Here is an 18,426-nt window from a genome sequence, read left to right as displayed (position 1 = left end):
TACGGGGTTGCGGTCTTAGGGGCGGAAGAACTCGGTGCTCGGGTGGGCGTCCACCTGGGCCTCCGGGACGTCCTGGTGTGCGTCCGCGGCGGCCGCAGCCTGCGCGAGCGGCTCCACGATGCGCACCTCGATGTGCGAGTGCCCCAGCGTAATCACGTCGCCGTCCGCGAGCATCCAGTTTTCCACCGGTTCCTCGTTGACGGTGGTGCCGTTGGTGGACTGCAGGTCCACCAGGACGGCGACCTCGCCGTCCCACGTGATCTCCGCGTGCTGGCGGGACACCCCGGTGTCCGGCAGGCGGAAGTCCGCGTCGTTGGAGCGGCCCAGGATGTTGGAGCCCTCGTGCACGAGGTAGGTGCGCGAAGACCCGTCCTGCAGCAGCAGACTCACCGTCGGGGTGCCGCCGGTGGCGGCGGCATCTGTCGTCGGCTCATTCATGTGATCCTCCTGATGGTTGTGATCCGTGGGAACCTGGCTGGCTGCGTGGCGGCGCCGCTTCTTTTTCGGCTCCGCCACGATCGCGTCGAAGCCGCTGACCACGTCGGGCTCCTGGTCGATGTAGGACGACACGCGCAGCTGGCCAGTCCGCAGCCCAGACTCCTCGGCGATACGCACGACGGCGGGCCCGTCCAAAAACCAGCCCAGGTTGCGCACGTACCGCATGAGTTGCTCTGCGAGGTCCGCGGGCAGGTCGCGCTGCTGCGACAGGTTCTCCAGGTCCTTCGACGACACGCCCACCGCAAACACGTTGGGGGAGACGTACTCGTCGCGGTCCGTGACCACGACGGAGTCCTGCGCCTCCTGCTTCACCAGCTCTTCAATCTCGGCCGGCACGACCTTGCCGCCAAACAGCGCGGCCATGGAATTGTCCAGGCCACGCTGCATGGATGAGTCCAGCTTGGCCAAACGATCCATGACACCCATACTGCCCGCACCTCCTTCCCAGCGGCTCTCATTTTGTTCTCACTGATGTCCTATAACCAAGCAAGTATAAATGCGCAGCGCCCGCAGACCTAGTTCAAAACGCGAAAATGCGGTGTGAACTGGCGATTTGGAGGTATGTTGGGGCGTGGTGTTATATTAATCAAGTCGCCCGCCCGGGTGGCGGAATTGGCAGACGCGCTGGCTTCAGGTGCCAGTGTTCGATAAGGACGTGCGGGTTCAAGTCCCGCCCCGGGCACAACCGGAAGGCCCCGCGAGAGCGGGGCCTTTTCGCTTGTTGACGTCCCCTTCTTGCCGCACACACCCAATTCCGGCACCTCCCACGCAGTCACCGCTTGTACCTGCCTGTTGATTTCCGCATCGGGCATGTGCTTGAGGATCCAGTTTCGCGCGGCAGTCACCCGGTCGCCGCCGGTATGTAATGCTCGCCCGATCAGCCGCGACTGGCGAGCAACTTGTTGACTGCGGCGGCGCCGGTGCGTGTCGTAGGCAGAAAAGTCCGTGCTGCCTGCGCGCAGCAGCCGGGCGAGGACTGCAGCGTCTTCCAAACCCTGGCACGCGCCCTGCCCGAGGTTTGCCGTCATGGCGTGCGCCGCGTCCCCGATCAGCACGACCTTGGTGTTGTAGTAGCTCGCGAGCGGTTTCGCCAACTCGTGGATGGGCAGGTACTGCACCGAGTGCTCCGGGCTGGCGAGCAGCAGGGCGGGGATCGGGTCGTGCCACTGCCCGAAGGTCGCGTGCAGCTGGTGGAGCGCTTGGGCTCCGGGCTGGGCTTCTGGGCCGGAGGTGACGGCGAACCAGGAGGTGTGGCCGTCGTGAAGCGGGACGGCCCCGAAGCGGGCGCGAGCGCCCCAGGTCTCGAACCCGGCGTCAAGCGGTACCCCTTCGGTGATTGCGCGCCACGTGTTGTAGCCGGCGTAGGTCATGGCGGGGTCGGCGAAGCAGCTGGTCCGCACCGCGCTGCGGATCCCGTCCGCGCCCACCACAACGTCGAAGCACTCTTCGCGGCCGTCGGCGAAGGCGACCGTGCCGGACTGCTTATCGACGCCTACCGCCCCCGCAGAGGTTCGGACGCGCGAACCTGGGATACCTGCAAGGAGGAGCGCGTGGAGTGTGGCGCGGTCGAGCGCGAGCGAGGCACGCGTGATCTCCGGGGAGATGCGGGTGAGCCAATCTCCCCGTGGGTTACGGATCCTGCCTTGCAATGGCGCTTGTTGCTGCTGCAGCGCGCGGAAATCTGCGCCTATACCTAAGGCGTCGAGGGCGGCAAGATCGTTCGGCGCGAGCGTGTGCCGGCGCCTCCGCTGCGGATCTGCGCATGCTCTTCGTAAACCTGCACGTCCATGCCCGCCCGGTGCAGCGCCGCCCCCAGCGCGAGACCGGCAATGCCAGCGCCGATGATGCCTATCCTCATGGGCTACGAGCCTAGTGGCCGTGGAGCGGAGTCCGCGGCCGCAGACTATTCACACGCGAATCAGTTTGCATGGATGCTGGTTGCGGATGCTAAGCACAGATTCTCGATACAAAAAGGTGCGCCTTTCGTGAATGCAGGACAATTAGGTCCGCTGCGAGGCTGATTGGGAGACGTAAGCCTGTCGTGCCCGACGTGTTCGTCAAATGTGCCGCGGTAGGCTCGGGCGAGGTGATTGAATTGTGCGTTCACGCCGATTTCCAGCCTGTTTATGCTCTTCAATGGCGTTGCATCGATAGCGCATCCAAATACCTGAAGTGGTGGATCTTCGCGACGGAGACCGTGGAACTTAGTTTCAGCGAATACTTTTCTGGTCTGTCTCTGGGCAGGGCCGGGAATCTATAATCAAACGCACACGTTTTGTCTCTCGCCCCTGGAATACGTGGGTTTCTGAATGTGTCATGCGGAGAGTTGTACTTTTAAGTACTCTGATCTTTGTCTTGAAAAGCTTGGAATTTCGCTGTGAATCCCTTGTTGGGGTTTGGATGGATCGAGAGGACATATACATGAGTACATCGGGAAATGAGCGCCGGGGCTTCCGTCGGAAGCTGATTGCCGCACTGAGCACTGTGACGCTTGCGGTATCGGGCGCGGTAGTCGCGCCTCATGCGGGCGCCTACGTTGAGAAGGAAGATTCCTTCCTCAGCGGCAACCCTGACAACAACGATAATGAGCTGCAGCCGAAGGTGTCGGTGAACGTTACCCCGACTGATCAAGAGGTGCAGCCTGGAGACACGGTGGAGCTTGAGTTCACCGGCTCCTTCGAAGCTCCTTTCCCGCCTAGCGGTAGCGAGCCGGGTCCGGGCGAGTCGGACATCAAAGGAGCGACAATCGCCCTGCAGTTTTCTGACCAGCTTGAAGCGGAACCGCAGATTGACCCGTCGGCGTTTGTTTGGAAGAGCGGCGAGAAGCGGAACGCTGAGGTGAAGCCCGCAGGCGGAGGCTACATCGTAGACTTTGGTTACATCAGCGCGAATGACTCCTTCACTTACAAGGTGCCGGTCAAGGTTTCTGAAGACATTGAGCCAGGCACAGAGTTCTCCCCTGCGACGATTGAGGCTACGGCGCGTATCGCGCCCGAGAACCAATTCCCAGACCGGAATGATGCCCGTTTTATCGCCGACCCGAATGACCGCTGCACACTCATTTCGAAGTCCTCTTACGTGTCTCAGAACGGCAAATATGGTGGGTGGCTGAGTGACCTTTGGCTTGGGACTCGCTCCCCGAATGCGGAGCTCGGCGAGGCTGAGTTGAAATTCATCGTGGATGGCCAAGACGTTACTTCCCAGATTATGAAGCGCGCTCAGCTTCATACTCCGGACTCACCCGAGCACCAAGACATGCCGCAAATTGTTGAGGCGCGTGACGCGGGACTGCCGGGCCGCGACTGGCGTCAGGTGTACGACTGGGGATTGAAACCAAGCGACGCCGTCGTCCCCAAGGATTGGCCCGGTGAGTTCTTCCTGCCCAGCGGTACTATTGTTGAGGTCACCCAGCCGGTGAAGGATACTTCTCCGCAGTGCGCGGCGGGTGCAGACCCGGTTGTTACTCACGACGTCTATATCGGCCAGGTAGTCACTGACCAGGTGGCTTTGGTCGAAAAAAGCAACACGCTTCGCGTGGTGGAGCCGGATGAAAAGCCGACTCCTCAGCCGGAACCGACAACGTCGACGTCGACGGAAACCACTACGGAGACCACCACCGAAACGACCACTACCACCGAGACTTCGACGACCACCGCAGCGACGACCACGGTGACTCCGACGGAGACTGCCTCCACGGTTACGACGACGCTGACAAAGACCGCCCCGGCGGTCACGACTACGCCGACTGAAACGGCCCCGGCGGTCACGACTACGTCGACGGAGACGGAGTCGGAAAAGACCACGACCACCGCGACCTCCACTGAGACTGAAACCGCGACAGAAACCACGACCGCCACTGTCACCGAAACCGAGGGCTGCGACTGCGAGCCGACCACGGTGACGGAGACGACTACGGTGAAGGAGCCCGTTCCTACCACCGAGCAGGTCACCACCACCGAGAAAGCACCGGAGCGTGGCACCATCGGCGATCGCGTGTGGCTGGATGAAAATGGTGATGGCAAGGAGGGTCCGGGCGAGAAGACTGGTGTCCCTGGCGTCACGGTGGTCGTTACCGATAAGGACGGCAACGAGGTCACTCGTACTGTTTCGGACGAGGACGGCAATTGGAAGGTTGACGTTGATCCGGGTGAGTACACCGTCACTTACAAGCCGGGCAATTACGTCGCTAGCGACGAGCGCCTCATCGAGCGCACCGTGAAGATTGAGCCGGGCGAAGAGAACTTCGACATTGACCTCGGCGTGCTGCCGGGCGGTGCCATCGGCGACCGCGTCTGGAACGACGAGAACGGCGACGGCGTGCAGGACGAGGGCGAGAAGGGCGTGCCGAACGTTATCGTCGAGGTCTCCCGTGAGGGTGAGCCGGCCCGCACTACCTACACGGATGAGCAGGGTAACTGGCGTATCGACGGCTTGACCCCGGGCGTGGATTACGAGGTTCGCTTTATCAAGCCGCAGGGTTGGGAAGTCACCGGCAAGGTGCCGGGTGCGACCGACGAGGAGGGCCTGGTTGCAAAGGCAACCCTGAAGCCCAAGGAGTATAACGACACCTATGACCTGGGCCTGAAGGCAGTGAAGCCGGATTGCGACTGCGAGCCGGAGACTCCGGGCACCATTGGTGACCGCGTGTGGCTGGATGAAAATGGTGATGGCAAGGAGGATTCGGGCGAGAGGACTGGTGTCCCTGGCGTCACGGTGGTCGTTACCGATAAGGACGGCAACGAGGTCACTCGTACTGTTTCGGACGAGGACGGCAATTGGAAGGTTGACGTCACTCCGGGCGAGTACACCGTCACTTACAAGCCGGGCAATTACGTCGCTAGCGACGAGCGCCTCATCGAGCGCACCGTGAAGATTGAGCCGGGCGAAGAGAACTTCGACGTTGACCTGGGCGTCCTGCCGAAGGGCACTGTTGGTGATCGCGTCTGGAACGACGAGAACGGCGACGGTGTGCAGGACGAGGGCGAGAAGGGCGTGCCGAACGTTATCGTCGAGGTCTCCCGTGAGGGTGAGCCGGCCCGCACTACCTACACGGATGAGCAGGGTAACTGGCGTATCGACGGCTTGACCCCGGGCGTGGATTACGAGGTTCGCTTTATCAAGCCGCAGGGTTGGGAAGTCACCGGCAAGGTGCCGGGTGCGACCGACGAGGAGGGCCTGGTTGCAAAGGCAACCCTGAAGCCCAAGGAGTATAACGACACCTATGACCTGGGCCTGAAGGCAGTGAAGCCGGATTGCGACTGCGAGCCGGAGACTCCGGGCACCATTGGTGACCGCGTGTGGCTGGATGAAAATGGTGATGGCAAGGAGGATTCGGGCGAGAGGACTGGTGTCCCTGGCGTCACGGTGGTCGTTACCGATAAGGACGGCAACGAGGTCACTCGTACTGTTTCGGACGAGGACGGCAATTGGAAGGTTGACGTCACTCCGGGCGAGTACACCGTCACTTACAAGCCGGGCAATTACGTCGCTAGCGACGAGCGCCTCATCGAGCGCACCGTGAAGATTGAGCCGGGCGAAGAGAACTTCGACGTTGACCTGGGCGTCCTGCCGAAGGGCACTGTTGGTGATCGCGTCTGGAACGACGAGAACGGCGACGGTGTGCAGGACGAGGGCGAGAAGGGCGTGCCGAACGTTATCGTCGAGGTCTCCCGTGAGGGTGAGCCGGCCCGCACTACCTACACGGATGAGCAGGGTAACTGGCGTATCGACGGCTTGACCCCGGGCGTGGATTACGAGGTTCGCTTTATCAAGCCGCAGGGTTGGGAAGTCACCGGCAAGGTGCCGGGTGCGACCGACGAGGAGGGCCTGGTTGCAAAGGCAACCCTGAAGCCCAAGGAGTATAACGACACCTATGACCTGGGCCTGAAGGCAGTGAAGCCGGATTGCGACTGCGAGCCGGAGACTCCGGGCACCATTGGTGACCGCGTGTGGCTGGATGAAAATGGTGATGGCAAGGAGGATTCGGGCGAGAGGACTGGTGTCCCTGGCGTCACGGTGGTCGTTACCGATAAGGACGGCAACGAGGTCACTCGTACTGTTTCGGACGAGGACGGCAATTGGAAGGTTGACGTCACTCCGGGCGAGTACACCGTGGAGTACCTGCCGGGCGATCACACCCCGTCGGATCCGAGCCAGGTGAAGCGCACTGTCACGATCGAGAAGGGCGAGAAGCGTCTCGACGTTGACCTGGGCGTCCTGCCGAAGGGCACTGTTGGTGATCGCGTCTGGAACGACAAGAACGGCGACGGCGTCCAGGACGAGGACGAGAAGGGTCTTTCCGACGTCACCGTGCAGGTCATTCGCGACGGCGAGCCGACCCGCACTACCACGACTGACCAGAACGGAAACTGGTTCATCGAGGGGCTCGACCCGAACAAGGAGTACGAGGTCCGTTTTATCAAGCCTGAGGGTTGGGAAGTCACCGGCAAGGTGCCGGGCGCAACCGACGAGGAGGGCCTGATTTCCAATGTCACCCTGAAGCCGGGCGAGCGCAACGACTCCTACGACCTTGGCCTGCGCAAGACCAAGAAGATCGTGGAGGAGGAGCCGACGGTGCCGGCCACCCCGACTCCGGGCGTGCCGTCCGCGCCCGGCGGTGTGCTTGATCGTTGTGTGGCCAACGCGGTCGCCTCGCCAATTCTCTACCTGGTGCCGGTCGCACTGCTCGCGGCAGTAGGCGGCCAGGTGGGTGCGCCGTACATGGACGCGATCAACCAGCAGGTTGCCAAGATCAACGCCGAGATCCAGGCGCAGTTCAGCCGCAACACCCCGGACTGGGGCACTGGCAACCGTGGCAACGACAATGACCAGTTCGGCGAGCTGCGCGCGCAGATCGACGCTGCAAACCGCCAGCTGCAGCAGCTCGCAGCCGACCCGAACGTTCGACAGGTCGGCACCATCGCCGCCGCGATCCTGGGCGTAGCTGCCCTGGGCGGCGTGCTCTACGACTGGTGCTCGAACGAGAAGGGTGAGGCCTTTACCTCGCTGAAGGGCTCCTCTGCTGGCAAGCAGGACTAAACCGTTCCTCCCCAAACCGGCCCGGTGCGCAATGCACCGGGCCGGTTTTGCGTGAAACCAGTGCTTGCCCGGACCCGACACCTCGCCTAAGCTCACTTAAAGTCATTATGACTATAAGTGACGCGGGAGGTGAGTCCATGTTCGGTTTGCAAAGGCTTAACGTGGCCGAGCGCCAGAGGCTCGGACCGATGGTGGCGGTGTCCACAGTTGCGTTTGCGCTGCACAACCCAACTGGAACACCCACTGAACTCAACGCAGACAGTGGGCTGTGGATCCCGCTGGTGCGCCGCGTGCGCGACCCGTTTTACGGTGCGTGGGCGCTGCCCGGCGGGCCGACGCAGTGGAACCAGACGTTGGGCGAAACCGCGCGCGAGACGCTCGTTGCGGCCAGTGGTGCCACACCGAACTACCTGGAGCAGCTCTACGCCTTCGGTTCTGTGGAGCGCTCCGCGGAGGCGCAACGCATGGTCACCATCGCGTACTGGGCCCAGTTTCGACCCCAGGATTTCGCTGGCACTGAGTTCCCCGACGACCCGAACATCGCCTGGTGGAACACGCGCGAGCTGCCGGAGCTGGCCTTCGACCACGCGGAGATCATCCGCGCCGGGATCACGCGCCTGCAAAAGCGCGCAGAACAAACCCTGATCGCCCACCGCTTCCTCGAGGAGTCCTTTACCCTCACGCAGCTGCGCCGGGTGCACGAGGCGATCGGGGGGAAGGGGCTGGATCCGGCGAATTTTCGTCGGCAAGCATTGGCGAGCGGAGAGCTCGAGGCCACCGGCACCACCGAAGCTGGTACCAAGCACCGACCGGCGAAGTACTACAGATTCATTAGCGAGAAAGAGTAAGAACCATGCCTTCAGTTGCCGATTTGATCACGCAAAAGGCGGCCCAGGAAGCCACCTGCGACACGGAGCTGCCCGCCGAGCCGTGGCAGACCGCCCAGAACGCCTCCTACGGGCCGGGTGCCTCGCGCGGCGACACGTTCGCGCCGCTGCCCACACCGCAGGCACCGCTGCCGGCGCGGTATACGCAGGCGGGCCCGGAGGAACTCGACGCGATGATTACCGCGGCGAAGGACAAGCTGGGCGAGCGGGTGAAGATCCTGGGGCACTTCTACCAGCGCGACGAGATCGTGAAGTTTGCGGACTTCATCGGGGACTCTTTCAACCTCGCCCAGCAGGCGAAGGCGCACCCGGAGGCGGAGGCCTTCGTCTTTTGCGGGGTGGATTTCATGGCGGAGACCGCCGACATCCTTTCCGGGGCGGACCAGGCCGTGGTGCTGCCGAACCTGAACGCCGGATGCTCGATGGCGGATATGGCCAACCTCGCGCAGGTCGAGGCGTGCTTCGACCAGCTGCACGAAGCGCTGCCCGGCGAGCAGATCGTGCCGGTGACGTACATGAACTCGGCCGCCGACATCAAGGCCTTCTGCGGCCGCAACGACGGCGTGGTGTGCACCTCCTCGAACGCGGCGACCGTGCTCAAGGAGGCGTTCGAGCGCGCCGAGCGCGTCGTCTTCCTGCCGGATCAGCACCTGGGCCGCAACACGGCGCGCGCGATGGGCATTACGGACGAGCAGATGTGCATGTGGAACCCCAACGAGCCGCTCGGCGGCAACACCGCGCAGCAGCTCGCGCAGGCGAAGGTGATTCTGTGGAACGGCTTCTGCTCCGTCCACCGCCGCTTCACAGTCGAGCAGATCGAAAAGGCGCGCGCGGAGTACCCGGGCGTGCACGTCGTGGTGCACCCGGAGTGCCCTGCGCCGGTTGTCGACGCCGCCGATTCCTCCGGTTCCACCGAAGTCATCCGCCGCGTGGTGGAGAACTCCGCACCCGGCGATGTGATCGCCATCGGCACCGAGATCAACATGGTCAACCGCCTCGCACAGCAGTACCCGGACCGCACGATCTTCTGCCTAGACCCGGTAGTGTGCCCGTGCTCGACGATGTACCGCATCCACCCGGCGTATCTGGCGTGGACGCTCGAGTCGCTGCTCGAGGGCCGGGTGGAAAACCAGATCGTGGTGCCGGAAGCCACCGCGGCCGACGCACGCGTGGCGCTCGAGCGGATGCTGGCGGCGAAGCCATGCTGACCCCGGAACTCATCAACGCCGCTGTCCGCGCCGCGCTCGCAGAGGACATGCCGTGGGGTGATGCGACCGTCGAAGCCGCGATTGCTCCCGACGCCCGCCTGCGCACCGCGCTGGTGGCCCGCGAAGAGGGCGTCTTCGCCGGGGGAGAGGTGGTCCGCGCGGCGTTCGCGGCCACGGACCCCCAGATCACGGTCACCGAGCTTTCGCCCGAGGGCACGCATTTCGACGCCGGCCAGCGCCTCGCGCTCATCGAGGGTCCGGCCCGCGGCATCTTGAGCGCGGAGCGCGTCGCACTGAACTTCGCGCAGCGGATGTCGGGCATCGCCACGCTGACAGCCCGCTACGTCGCCGCGGTCGAAGGCACCGGCGCCCGCATCGTGGATACGCGTAAGACCACCCCTGGCCTGCGCGCCTTTGAGAAGCACGCGGTGCGCGCCGGCGGCGGCCACAACCACCGCTTCAGCCTCTCGGATGCGGTGATGGTCAAGGACAACCACCTCGCCGCGCTCGGCGCCACGGGTCCGCGCGGGATCACGGAGGCGCTGCGCACGATCCGCGCTCGCGTCAGCCACACCACGCACATTGAGGTGGAGGTCGATTCGCTTGCGCAGATCGAGCCGGTGCTCGCCGCGGGCGTGGACAGCATCATGTTGGATAATTTCTCGCCCGCCGAGTTGCGCGAGGCAGTCTCGCTTATCGACGCCCACGTGCCCACCGAAGCCAGCGGCAACGTCAACCTCGACACCGTCGCCGAGCTCGCCGCCTGTGGGGTGGACGTGATCTCGGTGGGCAAGCTCACCCACAGCGCCCGCGCGCTCGACCTGGGCCTCGACAGCGTCGATGAGGTCGATGAGGTCGATGAGGTCGCAGACGAGTGAGCGCCTACCTCGACGCCGCCGCCACCGCCCCGCTTCTGCCCGAGGCCCGCGCCGCGATGCTGCAGGTCTATGATGCGGCCTGCGCGAACCCCTCGAGCGTACATTCCGCGGGCGAGCGCGCCGCGAACGTCCTCGAGTCGGCCCGCGCCACGATCGCCGAGGCCTTCGGCGTGCACCCGGCGGGCGTGGTGTTCACCTCCGGCGGCACCGAAGCCAACACCCTCGGCATCATCGGTCGCGCCCTGGCCGCCCCGCGCGGCCGCCACATCATCACCTCAGCCATCGAGCACTCCTCGGTCCTGCAAAGCTGCGCCGCACTCGAGCGGATCCACGGCTTTGCGGTGGACTACGTGCCCGTCGACAAGCATGGCCGGATCGCACAGACCGACCTGGACCGGCTTTTGCGCCCGGATACCACGCTCGTCGCGCTTGGCCTGGCCAACAGCGAGGTCGGCACGGTCGCCAATGTGCCCGAAGTCCCCGCGCAGGTGGCGCTGCACCTCGACGCCGTGCAAGCCGCCGCGAACTTGCCGGTCGATCTCTCCGCGGGCGGCTGGCCCGGTCCGCGTGCGACCACGGTGGCGCTGGCCTCGCACAAGTTCGGCGGCCCGGCCGGTGTCGGCGCGCTGCTTCTGCCGCGCGACGTGCCGCTCGAACCCGTCATCTACGGGGCGCCGCGCCGGCACGCAGAACGTGGCGGGGATCGCCGGGTTCGCCGCGGCGGTACAAGCGCAGCCGGCGCGCGCCGGGCAGCGCGCGCTGGAAGTGATGGCGTCGCGGGATGCGTTGATCGTGGGCGTCGAAAAGCATGTGCCCGGCGCACGCCTGACCGGGCACCGCACCGAGCGGCTGCCCAACCACGCCTCCTTCGTCGTCGAGGGCATCAGCGGCGAGGCACTGCTCGTCGCGCTCGACGTCGCGGGGTTTGCGGCAAGCTCCGGCTCGGCCTGCCGGGCGGGCAGCGCGGAACCCTCACCGGTGCTCACCGCGCTCGGTTACTCGCCTGAGCTTGCCCAGTCCGCGCTGCGCTTCAGCCTGCCCGCGCCACTTCCGTCAGACACGATCGACGCGATCGTGCGGGTAATGTCGGAGCAATGACTCTCTACCCGCGACCTTTGCAAGCGGGCGACACCATCCGCGTGGTCGCCCCGTCCCGTTCGCTCGCGTACGTGGAGCAGGGGGAGGCCGGGCGCTACGTGAAGCAGTTGGCGAACGCGCGGCTCGCGGACCTTGGCATTAGCGTCTCGTTTGGCGAGAATGTGCGCGAGTCCGACATGTTCTGGTCCTCTTCGGCCGAATCGCGCGCTGCGGACCTGCACGACGCGTTCGCGGACCCGAGTGTTGCCGGCATTATGAGCGTGATCGGCGGCTTTACCAGTAATGAGGTCCTGCCGCACCTGGATTTCGACCTCATCGCGGCGAACCCGAAGTTCATTTGCGGCAACTCGGACATCTCCGCGATCGCCAACGCGGTCTACGCGCGCACCGGCGTGGCCACCTACATCGGCCCGCACTGGTCCACGCTGGGCATGCGCGACCACTCCGAGGTTACGCGCGCCGGGTTCGAGCACGCCGCGTTCGGCCTGGACCCGATCGAGTGGCAGCCGGGCACCTGGTTCACCGACGACGACTGGTTTATCAACCAGGACGGCCGCGTCCGCGAGCCCGACGACGGCTGGTGGCCCATCCAGAGCGGCACGGCGCACGGCGTGGCCCTCGGCGCGAACCTGGGCACGCTCGGCCTGCTCGCCGGCACCGAGTTCATGCCCTCGCTCGAGCGCGCGATCCTCTTCGCCGAGGTGACGGGCAAGTACAGCGTGATGGATTTCCGCCGCGAGCTCGTCTCGCTGCTCCAGATGCCGGATGGCGAGGGCATCGAGGGCGTGGTCATCGGCCGCTTCCAAACCGCCAGCCGCGTCACGCGCGCGATGCTCGAGGAAACGATCGCGTCGATCCCGGAGCTGGAAGGCAAACCCGTGGTGGCCAACGCCAGCTTCGGCCACACCAACCCGCTGCTCACGTTCCCCGTGGGTGGGGAGGCGCAGGTGCGAGTGCTTCACGACGCCTCCATACGCTTCCCCCGCCTTGAAACCTAAACGGACGGTCATTACAGTTTCGGCGCGTGACACATTCCGCCTCCGCCCAACGCTGGACCTTCTTCGCCGTCGTCTCTACGGGCCTGCTCATGATCGGCCTGGACAACTCGATCCTGTACACCGCGCTGCCGGCCTTGAGCGCTCAGCTGCACGCCACGCCCGCGCAGTCCCTGTGGATCATTAACGCGTACCCGCTGGTGCTCTCCGGGCTGCTGCTGGGCACCGGCACGCTTGGCGACAAAATCGGCCACCGCCTCATGTGGCTCATCGGCCTGGGCATCTTCGGGATGGCGTCGCTAGCCGCGGCGTTCGCGCCGGGCGCGTGGTGGCTCGTCGCGGCGCGCGGCCTCCTCGGCTTCGGCGCTGCGGTGATGATGCCCGCCACGCTCGCGCTGATCCGCCTCACCTTCCCCAACGAGCGGGAGCGCAACACTGCCATCGGCATCTGGGCCTCCGTCGCGGTCGTCGGTGCCGCGCTCGGTCCCCTGGTCGGCGGCGCGCTGCTCGAGCACTTCTGGTGGGGCTCCGTCTTCCTCATCAACGTGCCGATCGTGGTCGTCGCGCTCATCGCCACGCTCGCCCTCGCGCCGGAGAACGTGCCCAACCCGGAGAAGCACTGGGACATCGTCTCCTCCATCTACGCCTTGTTCGCGCTCTCCGGCCTGACCATGACCATCAAGGGCGTGGCCAACCCGGACCGCTCGGCGGCGGTGGTCGGGGGCGCGGTTGTCGTGTGCCTGCTCGCGGGCTGGCTGTTCGCGCGCCGGCAGCGCCGGCTGGCGGACCCGCTGCTCACCTTCGACATCTTCCGCTCCCGCCTGTTCTCCGGCGGCGTCGTCGCGGCGGCCGGCGCGATGTTCGTCCTTGCGGGCGTGGAGCTGATGACCTCGCAGAAACTGCAGCTGGTCAGCGGTTTTTCCCCGCTGCACGCGGGCGCGGTGATCACGGCGATGGCCGTCGCGGCGATCCCGGCCTCCGTGGTCGGCGGCGCGAACCTGCACCGCATCGGCTTCCTCCCGCTCATCGGCGGCGGCTTCCTGGGCGCGGCGGCGGGCACCGCGCTGCTCATCGCCGGCGACTCCGCCGACGGCCTCGCCCTCGAGCTCGCCGCGCTCGTCCTCCTCGGGTTCTCCGCCGGCTCGGTGATGTCGGTGAGCTCGATCGCCATCCTCGGCGCCGCGCCGCGGCACCGCTCGGGCATGGCCGCGGGCGTCGAGGAGGTTTCGTACGAGTTCGGCACCCTGCTCACCGTCGCCGTCACCGGCTCGCTCCTCCCGCTGTGGCTCGAGCGCCGCTTCCCGCAGGGCATGGAGGCGCTGTATAGCGGCCCACCCAGCCCCGCAGCCGCCACCGCCTACGCGGACGCCTACCACGCGGTCCTGCTCCTCCTCGCCGCCGCGGCCCTGGCGTTCGCCGCGGCGACCTGGTGGTGCTTCCGCGACAACCCGAAGTCTGGAGAGCTCCATGCCGCGTAAAAGCAAGCGCGCCGAGATCCTGCGCGCCGCCTACGCCATCGTTGCTGGACCGGGCGGTATTGAGGCGGTCACGTACGACCGGCTCGCCGCCGAGACGGACCTGTCCAAGTCCGGCCTGCTCTACCACTTCCCGTCGCGCCACGAGCTCCTCGTCGGGCTGCACGAGTATACCGCGGGCCTGTGGGAGGACAAGGTGCGCGCCCGCGCCGGCGGGGACGCCGCCGACCTCGCCCCGCGCGAGCGCTACCGGGCGATGCTGGTGACCATGAGCGAGCACGAGCCGCTCGCCGAGCTCCTGGTCACCCTCCACGCCCACACCCACCCCGACTACACGCGCCCGTGGTTGGAGGTGGAGGACCGGTGGTTGCCGCGCCCCGACGACACGGCCACGGACCCGGACCTCCTGGCGGCGTCGGTGCTGGCGTCGGGGCTCTGGGCGCACGACCACATCTACGCGAGGCCGCTGGCGGAGGGGAACCGGGCGGTGATCGTCGAGAAGCTGCTCCAGCTCCTCAATTAAATACAACTTTAGTTGGAGTAAATGTTAGGTTAGTGCCATGCCGAAGAAATGGAGCCCGCACGCCTGGCACCGGCGCGCGTCCAGGCCCGTGATGGGCTGGATGGTCGTGTTCATCGTGATCGGGCTTGCGCACCCGCTCGTGCCCGAGCCGCGGTGGCTGCTCATCCACGTGTTCACGCTGGGCATCCTGACCAACTCGGTGGTGCTGTGGTCGCAAAACCTCACCGAGCGGTTCCTGCAGCAGCGGCTGCCCGACAGCGCCCGGCCCGCGCAGCTGCGCCGCACCTGGGCGCTCAACGCGGGGGTCGTGTGCGTGCTGGTGGGGCAGTTCCTCGCTGGGTGGTGGCGCGGGCACTACGTGCTGACCTGGGTCGGCGCCGCGATCGTCGCGGGAGTGCTGGGCTGGCACTCGTGGCAGCTGTACGCGCAGGTACGGCGCGCCGGGCGCGACAAGCGGCTCCGGCCGGTGGTGCTCGGCTACGTGGCCAGCGCGGTGTTTTTGCCCGTCGGCGTGGCGTTCGGCTCCGCGCTATCGTTCGGGCTGCCTGGCGACTGGCAGGAGCGCGTCCGGCTCGCGCACCTGGTCACCAACGTCGGCGGGTTCGTGGGGTTGGCGGCGCTGGCGTCGCTGACCGTGCTGTTCCCCAGCATGTGGCGGGTCAACGGGATGCACGACCGGGCGGGAGTCTCGGTGCCGCTGGCAGTCGCGGGCGTGATCGTGGCCAGCTGCGGCGCGCTCGCGGGGCTGGACTTCCTGGCCAGCGCGGGCACGGTTGTGTACGTCGCCGCGTGGCTGTGGACGTTCCACGGCTTCCTGGTCAACGTCCTCGACGTGCTTCGCGACCCCCGCGGCCGCGTCACCTACGCCGGCCTGAGCGTCTTCGCGTCGCTGATCTGGCTGATTGTCACGCTCATCTGGTTCGCCGTCCGCCTCACCACGCCGGACCTGCCGACGCTCGCGCTCATGCTCGGCTTCGCCGCCCAGCTCCTGATCGGCACGATGAGCTACCTGCTGCCCACGACGATGGGCGGCGGCCCGCGCGCCGTCCGCGCCGGCCTGGCGGAACTGTCGCGCGCCGCGTACTTCCGCGTCGTCTTGTTCAACGGCTCGCTCGCGTGCTGGCTGGCCACGGACAATTCGTGGCTGCGCGTGGCGATGAGCGTCCTCTGCTTCGGCGTGCTCGTCGCGTTTTTGCCGCTCATGGCCCGCGCGATCCGCGCGCAGGTTGGGGTGCTCAAAGGCAAGGATTCGCTTATCGACGCCACACCCACCCAACACCCCGCCACCCAATCCGCCGCCGCGCTCGTCGTGTTGGGCGTGCTCATCGCCGTGCTGAGCTGAAAACCCCCAAACCGTATTAGACGCAGCAACCCGGCCCCCGGTTCCATTTTTGCGGGAACTGGGGGACTTCTCACATTTCCCCATTTTCGCTGCCGTTTCGGATATTGTTGCTGCCATGAACGCACTCGCACAGCTCGCCCGGTTTGACCGCAGCGGTTTCGACTTCGTCGCCGCTGCGGCGGGCAAGTCTGCCCGCGAGGTTCGTGACGAGGGGGTCCAGTACGACCGCGCGAAGCAGCTGGTCGCGGCGGCGCGCACGCTGTGCGGCCGGACGTCCCACTCGCGCTACCAGCAGCGCGCGCACGACGGGGCGCGGGAGCACGGGCACCGGATCGAGACGCTCGCGTACATCGCGCGCACGGCGAACGGGATCAAGGACGCGACGAAGCGGTGGCGCTACATCGACACGCTGTGCAACACGCCGGGGGACCTGTCGCTGATCCGGAAGCGCGCGACGGAGCTGAAGGAGGAGCTGCAGCCGCGCGCGCCGCGCACCGCGTGCGCGCGCGTCACCCACCACGGCGACGGCCAGGCCACCCTGCGCGTGACCGGCCCCGCGCTGGACGTCCAGGCGGCATACGACGCTGCGAAGAACGACGTCGCCGCCTGGCTCGACCAGGACTGCCCGCGGGCCGACTACCTGCTCAAGCTCAGCGTGAACCTGGACCTCGGCGACTACGTCCGGATCGTCTCCGGCGCCGGCGACGACGTGCAGATCCGCTTCGCCAACGGGGTGGTCATGTCCGGCGAGGAGTTCGTGCGGCAGCGGCTCTCGCAGTTCGGGCACATCATCCTCGTCGGCGCGATGGACGGGCCCGTCAACGCCTACGACATGCGCCTGGCCACGCCGAAGCACCGCGAGATGATGCTTGCGGACTCAGCGACGTGCACGTGGAAGGACTGCGACGTGCCGGCCTCGCGCTGCGACGCCCACCACATGACCGAGCACCAGCACGGCGGCGAGACCGCGGTCCACAACCTGGGCTGGCTGTGCCGGTACCACAACTACCAGGCGGGCCGCGCCTCCCGCGGGCGAACGGAGCGGCGGGGCGGGCGGATTGTGTACGTCTCGCCGTCGGGAAGCGTCACGCCCACCGGCGCGGACCACGTGGCCCGCGCGCCGTACCGCACCGTCACGGACGGACCACAAACTGGCCGCGCTGGCCCTTCTCCGCATCCGTCATCTGGTGGTTGACAAAGCTGTAGGTGCCCGGCTCGTCGAAGGTGAACTCCACGAACCCGCCCTGTGCGGCGAGGAGGTCGAGGGCCTGGGAGCCGGTGTCGTCGGCGTCGCGAAGCGAATAGGCACCTTCCTTGTACACGGTGTCGAAGATTTCTCCGACGACGTGGAAGCTGACCGGGTTGTCGGGCCCGACGTCGAGGACCCAGACGCGGACCGTGTCGCCGACGTGCGCCTCAATCGGGTGCTCGACGTACTGGTTCGGCGTGCCGTTGAACGCGGTGGCGTCGTACTCGCCGGCGGGGATGCTGTCGTCGTCGTGGTAGATCTCGTGCGCGACCAGCGCGTACTCCGCGTCGACGGGGCTGAGGTCCGGCGGGTCGATGATGAGGGCGCCGGCCATCCCCTTCGCGATGTGCAAGCTCATCGGCATCGTGCCGCAGTGGTACATCCAGATGCCGGAGCGCCGCGCGGTGAACTCGTAGACCACCTTGTCGCCCGGCGGGATCTCGCGCATCACCTCGTCGGGGCTGACTTCGCCGGCGTGGAAGTCGATCGAGTGGCTCATCTGCCCGTGGTTTTCCACGGTGATGCGGAACCGGTCGCCCACCTTGCCGCGCAGCGTTGGCCCGGGCGCTTGGTCGGCGAAGGTCCAGGAGTCGCCGTCGTCGTGTACCACCCAGGTCTCCTCGTGGAGTTCGCCGCTCGCGGGCTGCAGCGAGGCGTCGCGGGCAGTGCCTATCGACGCCTCCTCTTCCCCCTTCCCGCTCGTCACCACATCAAAGGTCATGCCCATGGCTTTGTGCCCCGCGATCGTGCACCAGCCCTGGGTGTCCTCGGTGAAGACGCCGAAGTCGTGGGTGACGGTCTCGCCGGGGTCGATGCGGCCGCTGTGCTCGCCGCCGAGCTTCAGGTCGTGCTGCTGTGTGTCCGAGTTGGTGATGTTGAGGACGAGCCGGGTGCCCGGCTCCACCGCGACGCTCGCGGGGACGAACGACATGCCCTGGATGTCCACGTCGATGGTGGTGGCGTCTTCGCTGCTCACCGCCTGCGTGCTGGTGGTGTCGGAGCCACTGAACGCGAGCGTGAGCCCGACGACGACGGCGACCACGAGGGCGATGAGCCCCCAGGCCAGGGATTCGGTTCGTTTCATGGGACAGCTACCTTTCTTGCGTGGAGCGCGAGCCCTACTCCCAGTATGGCAAGCCCGATCCGCGGGCTGACCAGGGCGACGAGCGCGCCGCCGTTGACCACGCCGACTTTGATGAAGCCGTTGCCGGGCTCGCGCGCGCCGCGGGCGAGGA

13 protein-coding genes, 1 tRNA gene and 2 pseudogenes are annotated in these 18,426 nt (G+C 66.3%); 12 read left to right on the top strand and 4 right to left on the bottom strand.

Annotated elements, in window-relative coordinates; all coding sequences use genetic code 11:
* Positions 1-15: 15 nt before the first annotated feature.
* Complete coding sequence (locus CKJ84_RS00075) at positions 16-924, bottom strand: DUF3662 and FHA domain-containing protein (RefSeq protein ID WP_095535829.1); 909 nt, start codon at positions 922-924, stop codon at positions 16-18.
* A gap of 171 nt (positions 925-1,095) precedes the next feature.
* Here CKJ84_RS00075 and CKJ84_RS00070 point away from each other — a divergent pair.
* Positions 1,096-1,180 (top strand) — tRNA-Leu (locus tag CKJ84_RS00070).
* Positions 1,181-1,445: 265 nt separating this feature from the next.
* On the opposite strand, the pseudogene CKJ84_RS12650 reads toward CKJ84_RS00070, so the two are convergent.
* Positions 1,446-1,868 (bottom strand): annotated as a pseudogene (locus CKJ84_RS12650) (FAD-dependent monooxygenase); the annotation flags it as partial.
* Between CKJ84_RS12650 and CKJ84_RS12390 the strand changes: the two are divergent.
* A complete protein-coding gene (locus tag CKJ84_RS12390) occupies positions 1,749-2,195 on the top strand; it encodes a hypothetical protein (protein ID WP_233125416.1) in 447 nt (148 codons plus the stop codon). The pseudogene CKJ84_RS12650 and the gene CKJ84_RS12390 sit on opposite strands and share 120 nt — an antisense overlap.
* Here the strand turns inward: CKJ84_RS12390 and CKJ84_RS00060 are convergent.
* Positions 2,192-2,356 (bottom strand): NAD(P)-binding protein, encoded by a 165-nt coding sequence (locus CKJ84_RS00060; RefSeq protein ID WP_095545542.1) that lies wholly within the window; start codon positions 2,354-2,356, stop codon positions 2,192-2,194. The genes CKJ84_RS12390 and CKJ84_RS00060 overlap by 4 nt on opposite strands.
* Before the next feature lie 563 nt (positions 2,357-2,919).
* On the opposite strand from CKJ84_RS00060, the gene CKJ84_RS00055 reads away from it, so the two are divergent.
* The 10 genes and pseudogenes from CKJ84_RS00055 (at position 2,920) to CKJ84_RS00010 (ending at position 17,137) form a co-directional block, all read left to right on the top strand.
* Positions 2,920-7,536 carry an SdrD B-like domain-containing protein gene (locus tag CKJ84_RS00055; RefSeq protein ID WP_143340288.1) on the top strand — a complete coding sequence of 1,539 codons (4,617 nt, stop codon included), beginning with the start codon at positions 2,920-2,922 and terminating at the stop codon, positions 7,534-7,536.
* Between the two features lie 137 nt (positions 7,537-7,673).
* Positions 7,674-8,384: an NUDIX hydrolase gene (locus tag CKJ84_RS00050; protein WP_095545540.1), complete on the top strand. Its 711-nt coding sequence runs from the start codon at positions 7,674-7,676 to the stop codon at positions 8,382-8,384.
* Positions 8,385-8,389: 5 nt separating this feature from the next.
* The gene (gene nadA / locus CKJ84_RS00045; protein WP_095545539.1) at positions 8,390-9,631 is read left to right on the top strand and encodes a quinolinate synthase NadA; all 1,242 of its coding nucleotides are present in this window, start codon (positions 8,390-8,392) and stop codon (positions 9,629-9,631) included.
* Positions 9,625-10,509 carry a carboxylating nicotinate-nucleotide diphosphorylase gene (gene nadC, locus CKJ84_RS00040; RefSeq protein WP_095545538.1) on the top strand — a complete coding sequence of 295 codons (885 nt, stop codon included), beginning with the start codon at positions 9,625-9,627 and terminating at the stop codon, positions 10,507-10,509. The genes nadA and nadC overlap by 7 nt, the downstream gene beginning before the upstream one ends.
* A 56-nt stretch (positions 10,510-10,565) precedes the next feature.
* Positions 10,566-11,607, top strand: a pseudogene (locus CKJ84_RS00035) (cysteine desulfurase family protein).
* Positions 11,604-12,605, top strand: coding sequence for a S66 peptidase family protein (locus CKJ84_RS00030; RefSeq protein ID WP_095545537.1), 1,002 nt, complete (start codon positions 11,604-11,606; stop codon positions 12,603-12,605). The pseudogene CKJ84_RS00035 and the gene CKJ84_RS00030 overlap by 4 nt, the downstream one beginning before the upstream one ends.
* A gap of 89 nt (positions 12,606-12,694) precedes the next feature.
* Complete coding sequence (locus CKJ84_RS00025; protein WP_095546352.1) at positions 12,695-14,080, top strand: MFS transporter; 1,386 nt, start codon at positions 12,695-12,697, stop codon at positions 14,078-14,080.
* The gene (locus tag CKJ84_RS00020; RefSeq protein ID WP_095275308.1) at positions 14,070-14,600 is read left to right on the top strand and encodes a TetR/AcrR family transcriptional regulator; all 531 of its coding nucleotides are present in this window, start codon (positions 14,070-14,072) and stop codon (positions 14,598-14,600) included. Before CKJ84_RS00025 ends, CKJ84_RS00020 begins: the two co-directional genes overlap by 11 nt.
* Before the next feature lie 37 nt (positions 14,601-14,637).
* Positions 14,638-15,942, top strand: coding sequence for a copper oxidase (locus CKJ84_RS00015; protein ID WP_095545536.1), 1,305 nt, complete (start codon positions 14,638-14,640; stop codon positions 15,940-15,942).
* A 115-nt stretch (positions 15,943-16,057) separates the two neighbouring features.
* A complete protein-coding gene (locus tag CKJ84_RS00010) occupies positions 16,058-17,137 on the top strand; it encodes an HNH endonuclease signature motif containing protein (protein WP_095545535.1) in 1,080 nt (359 codons plus the stop codon).
* Here CKJ84_RS00010 and CKJ84_RS00005 read toward each other — a convergent pair.
* A complete protein-coding gene (locus CKJ84_RS00005) occupies positions 17,076-18,275 on the bottom strand; it encodes a multicopper oxidase domain-containing protein (protein WP_095545534.1) in 1,200 nt (399 codons plus the stop codon). The two genes, CKJ84_RS00010 and CKJ84_RS00005, sit on opposite strands and share 62 nt — an antisense overlap.
* Positions 18,276-18,426 lie beyond the last annotated feature (151 nt).

Origin of the sequence: Corynebacterium sp. NML 120412 (assembly GCF_002285155.1) — a bacterium.
GTDB lineage: Bacteria > Actinomycetota > Actinomycetes > Mycobacteriales > Mycobacteriaceae > Corynebacterium > Corynebacterium gottingense.
This window is presented reverse-complemented; position numbering and strand designations above follow the sequence as displayed.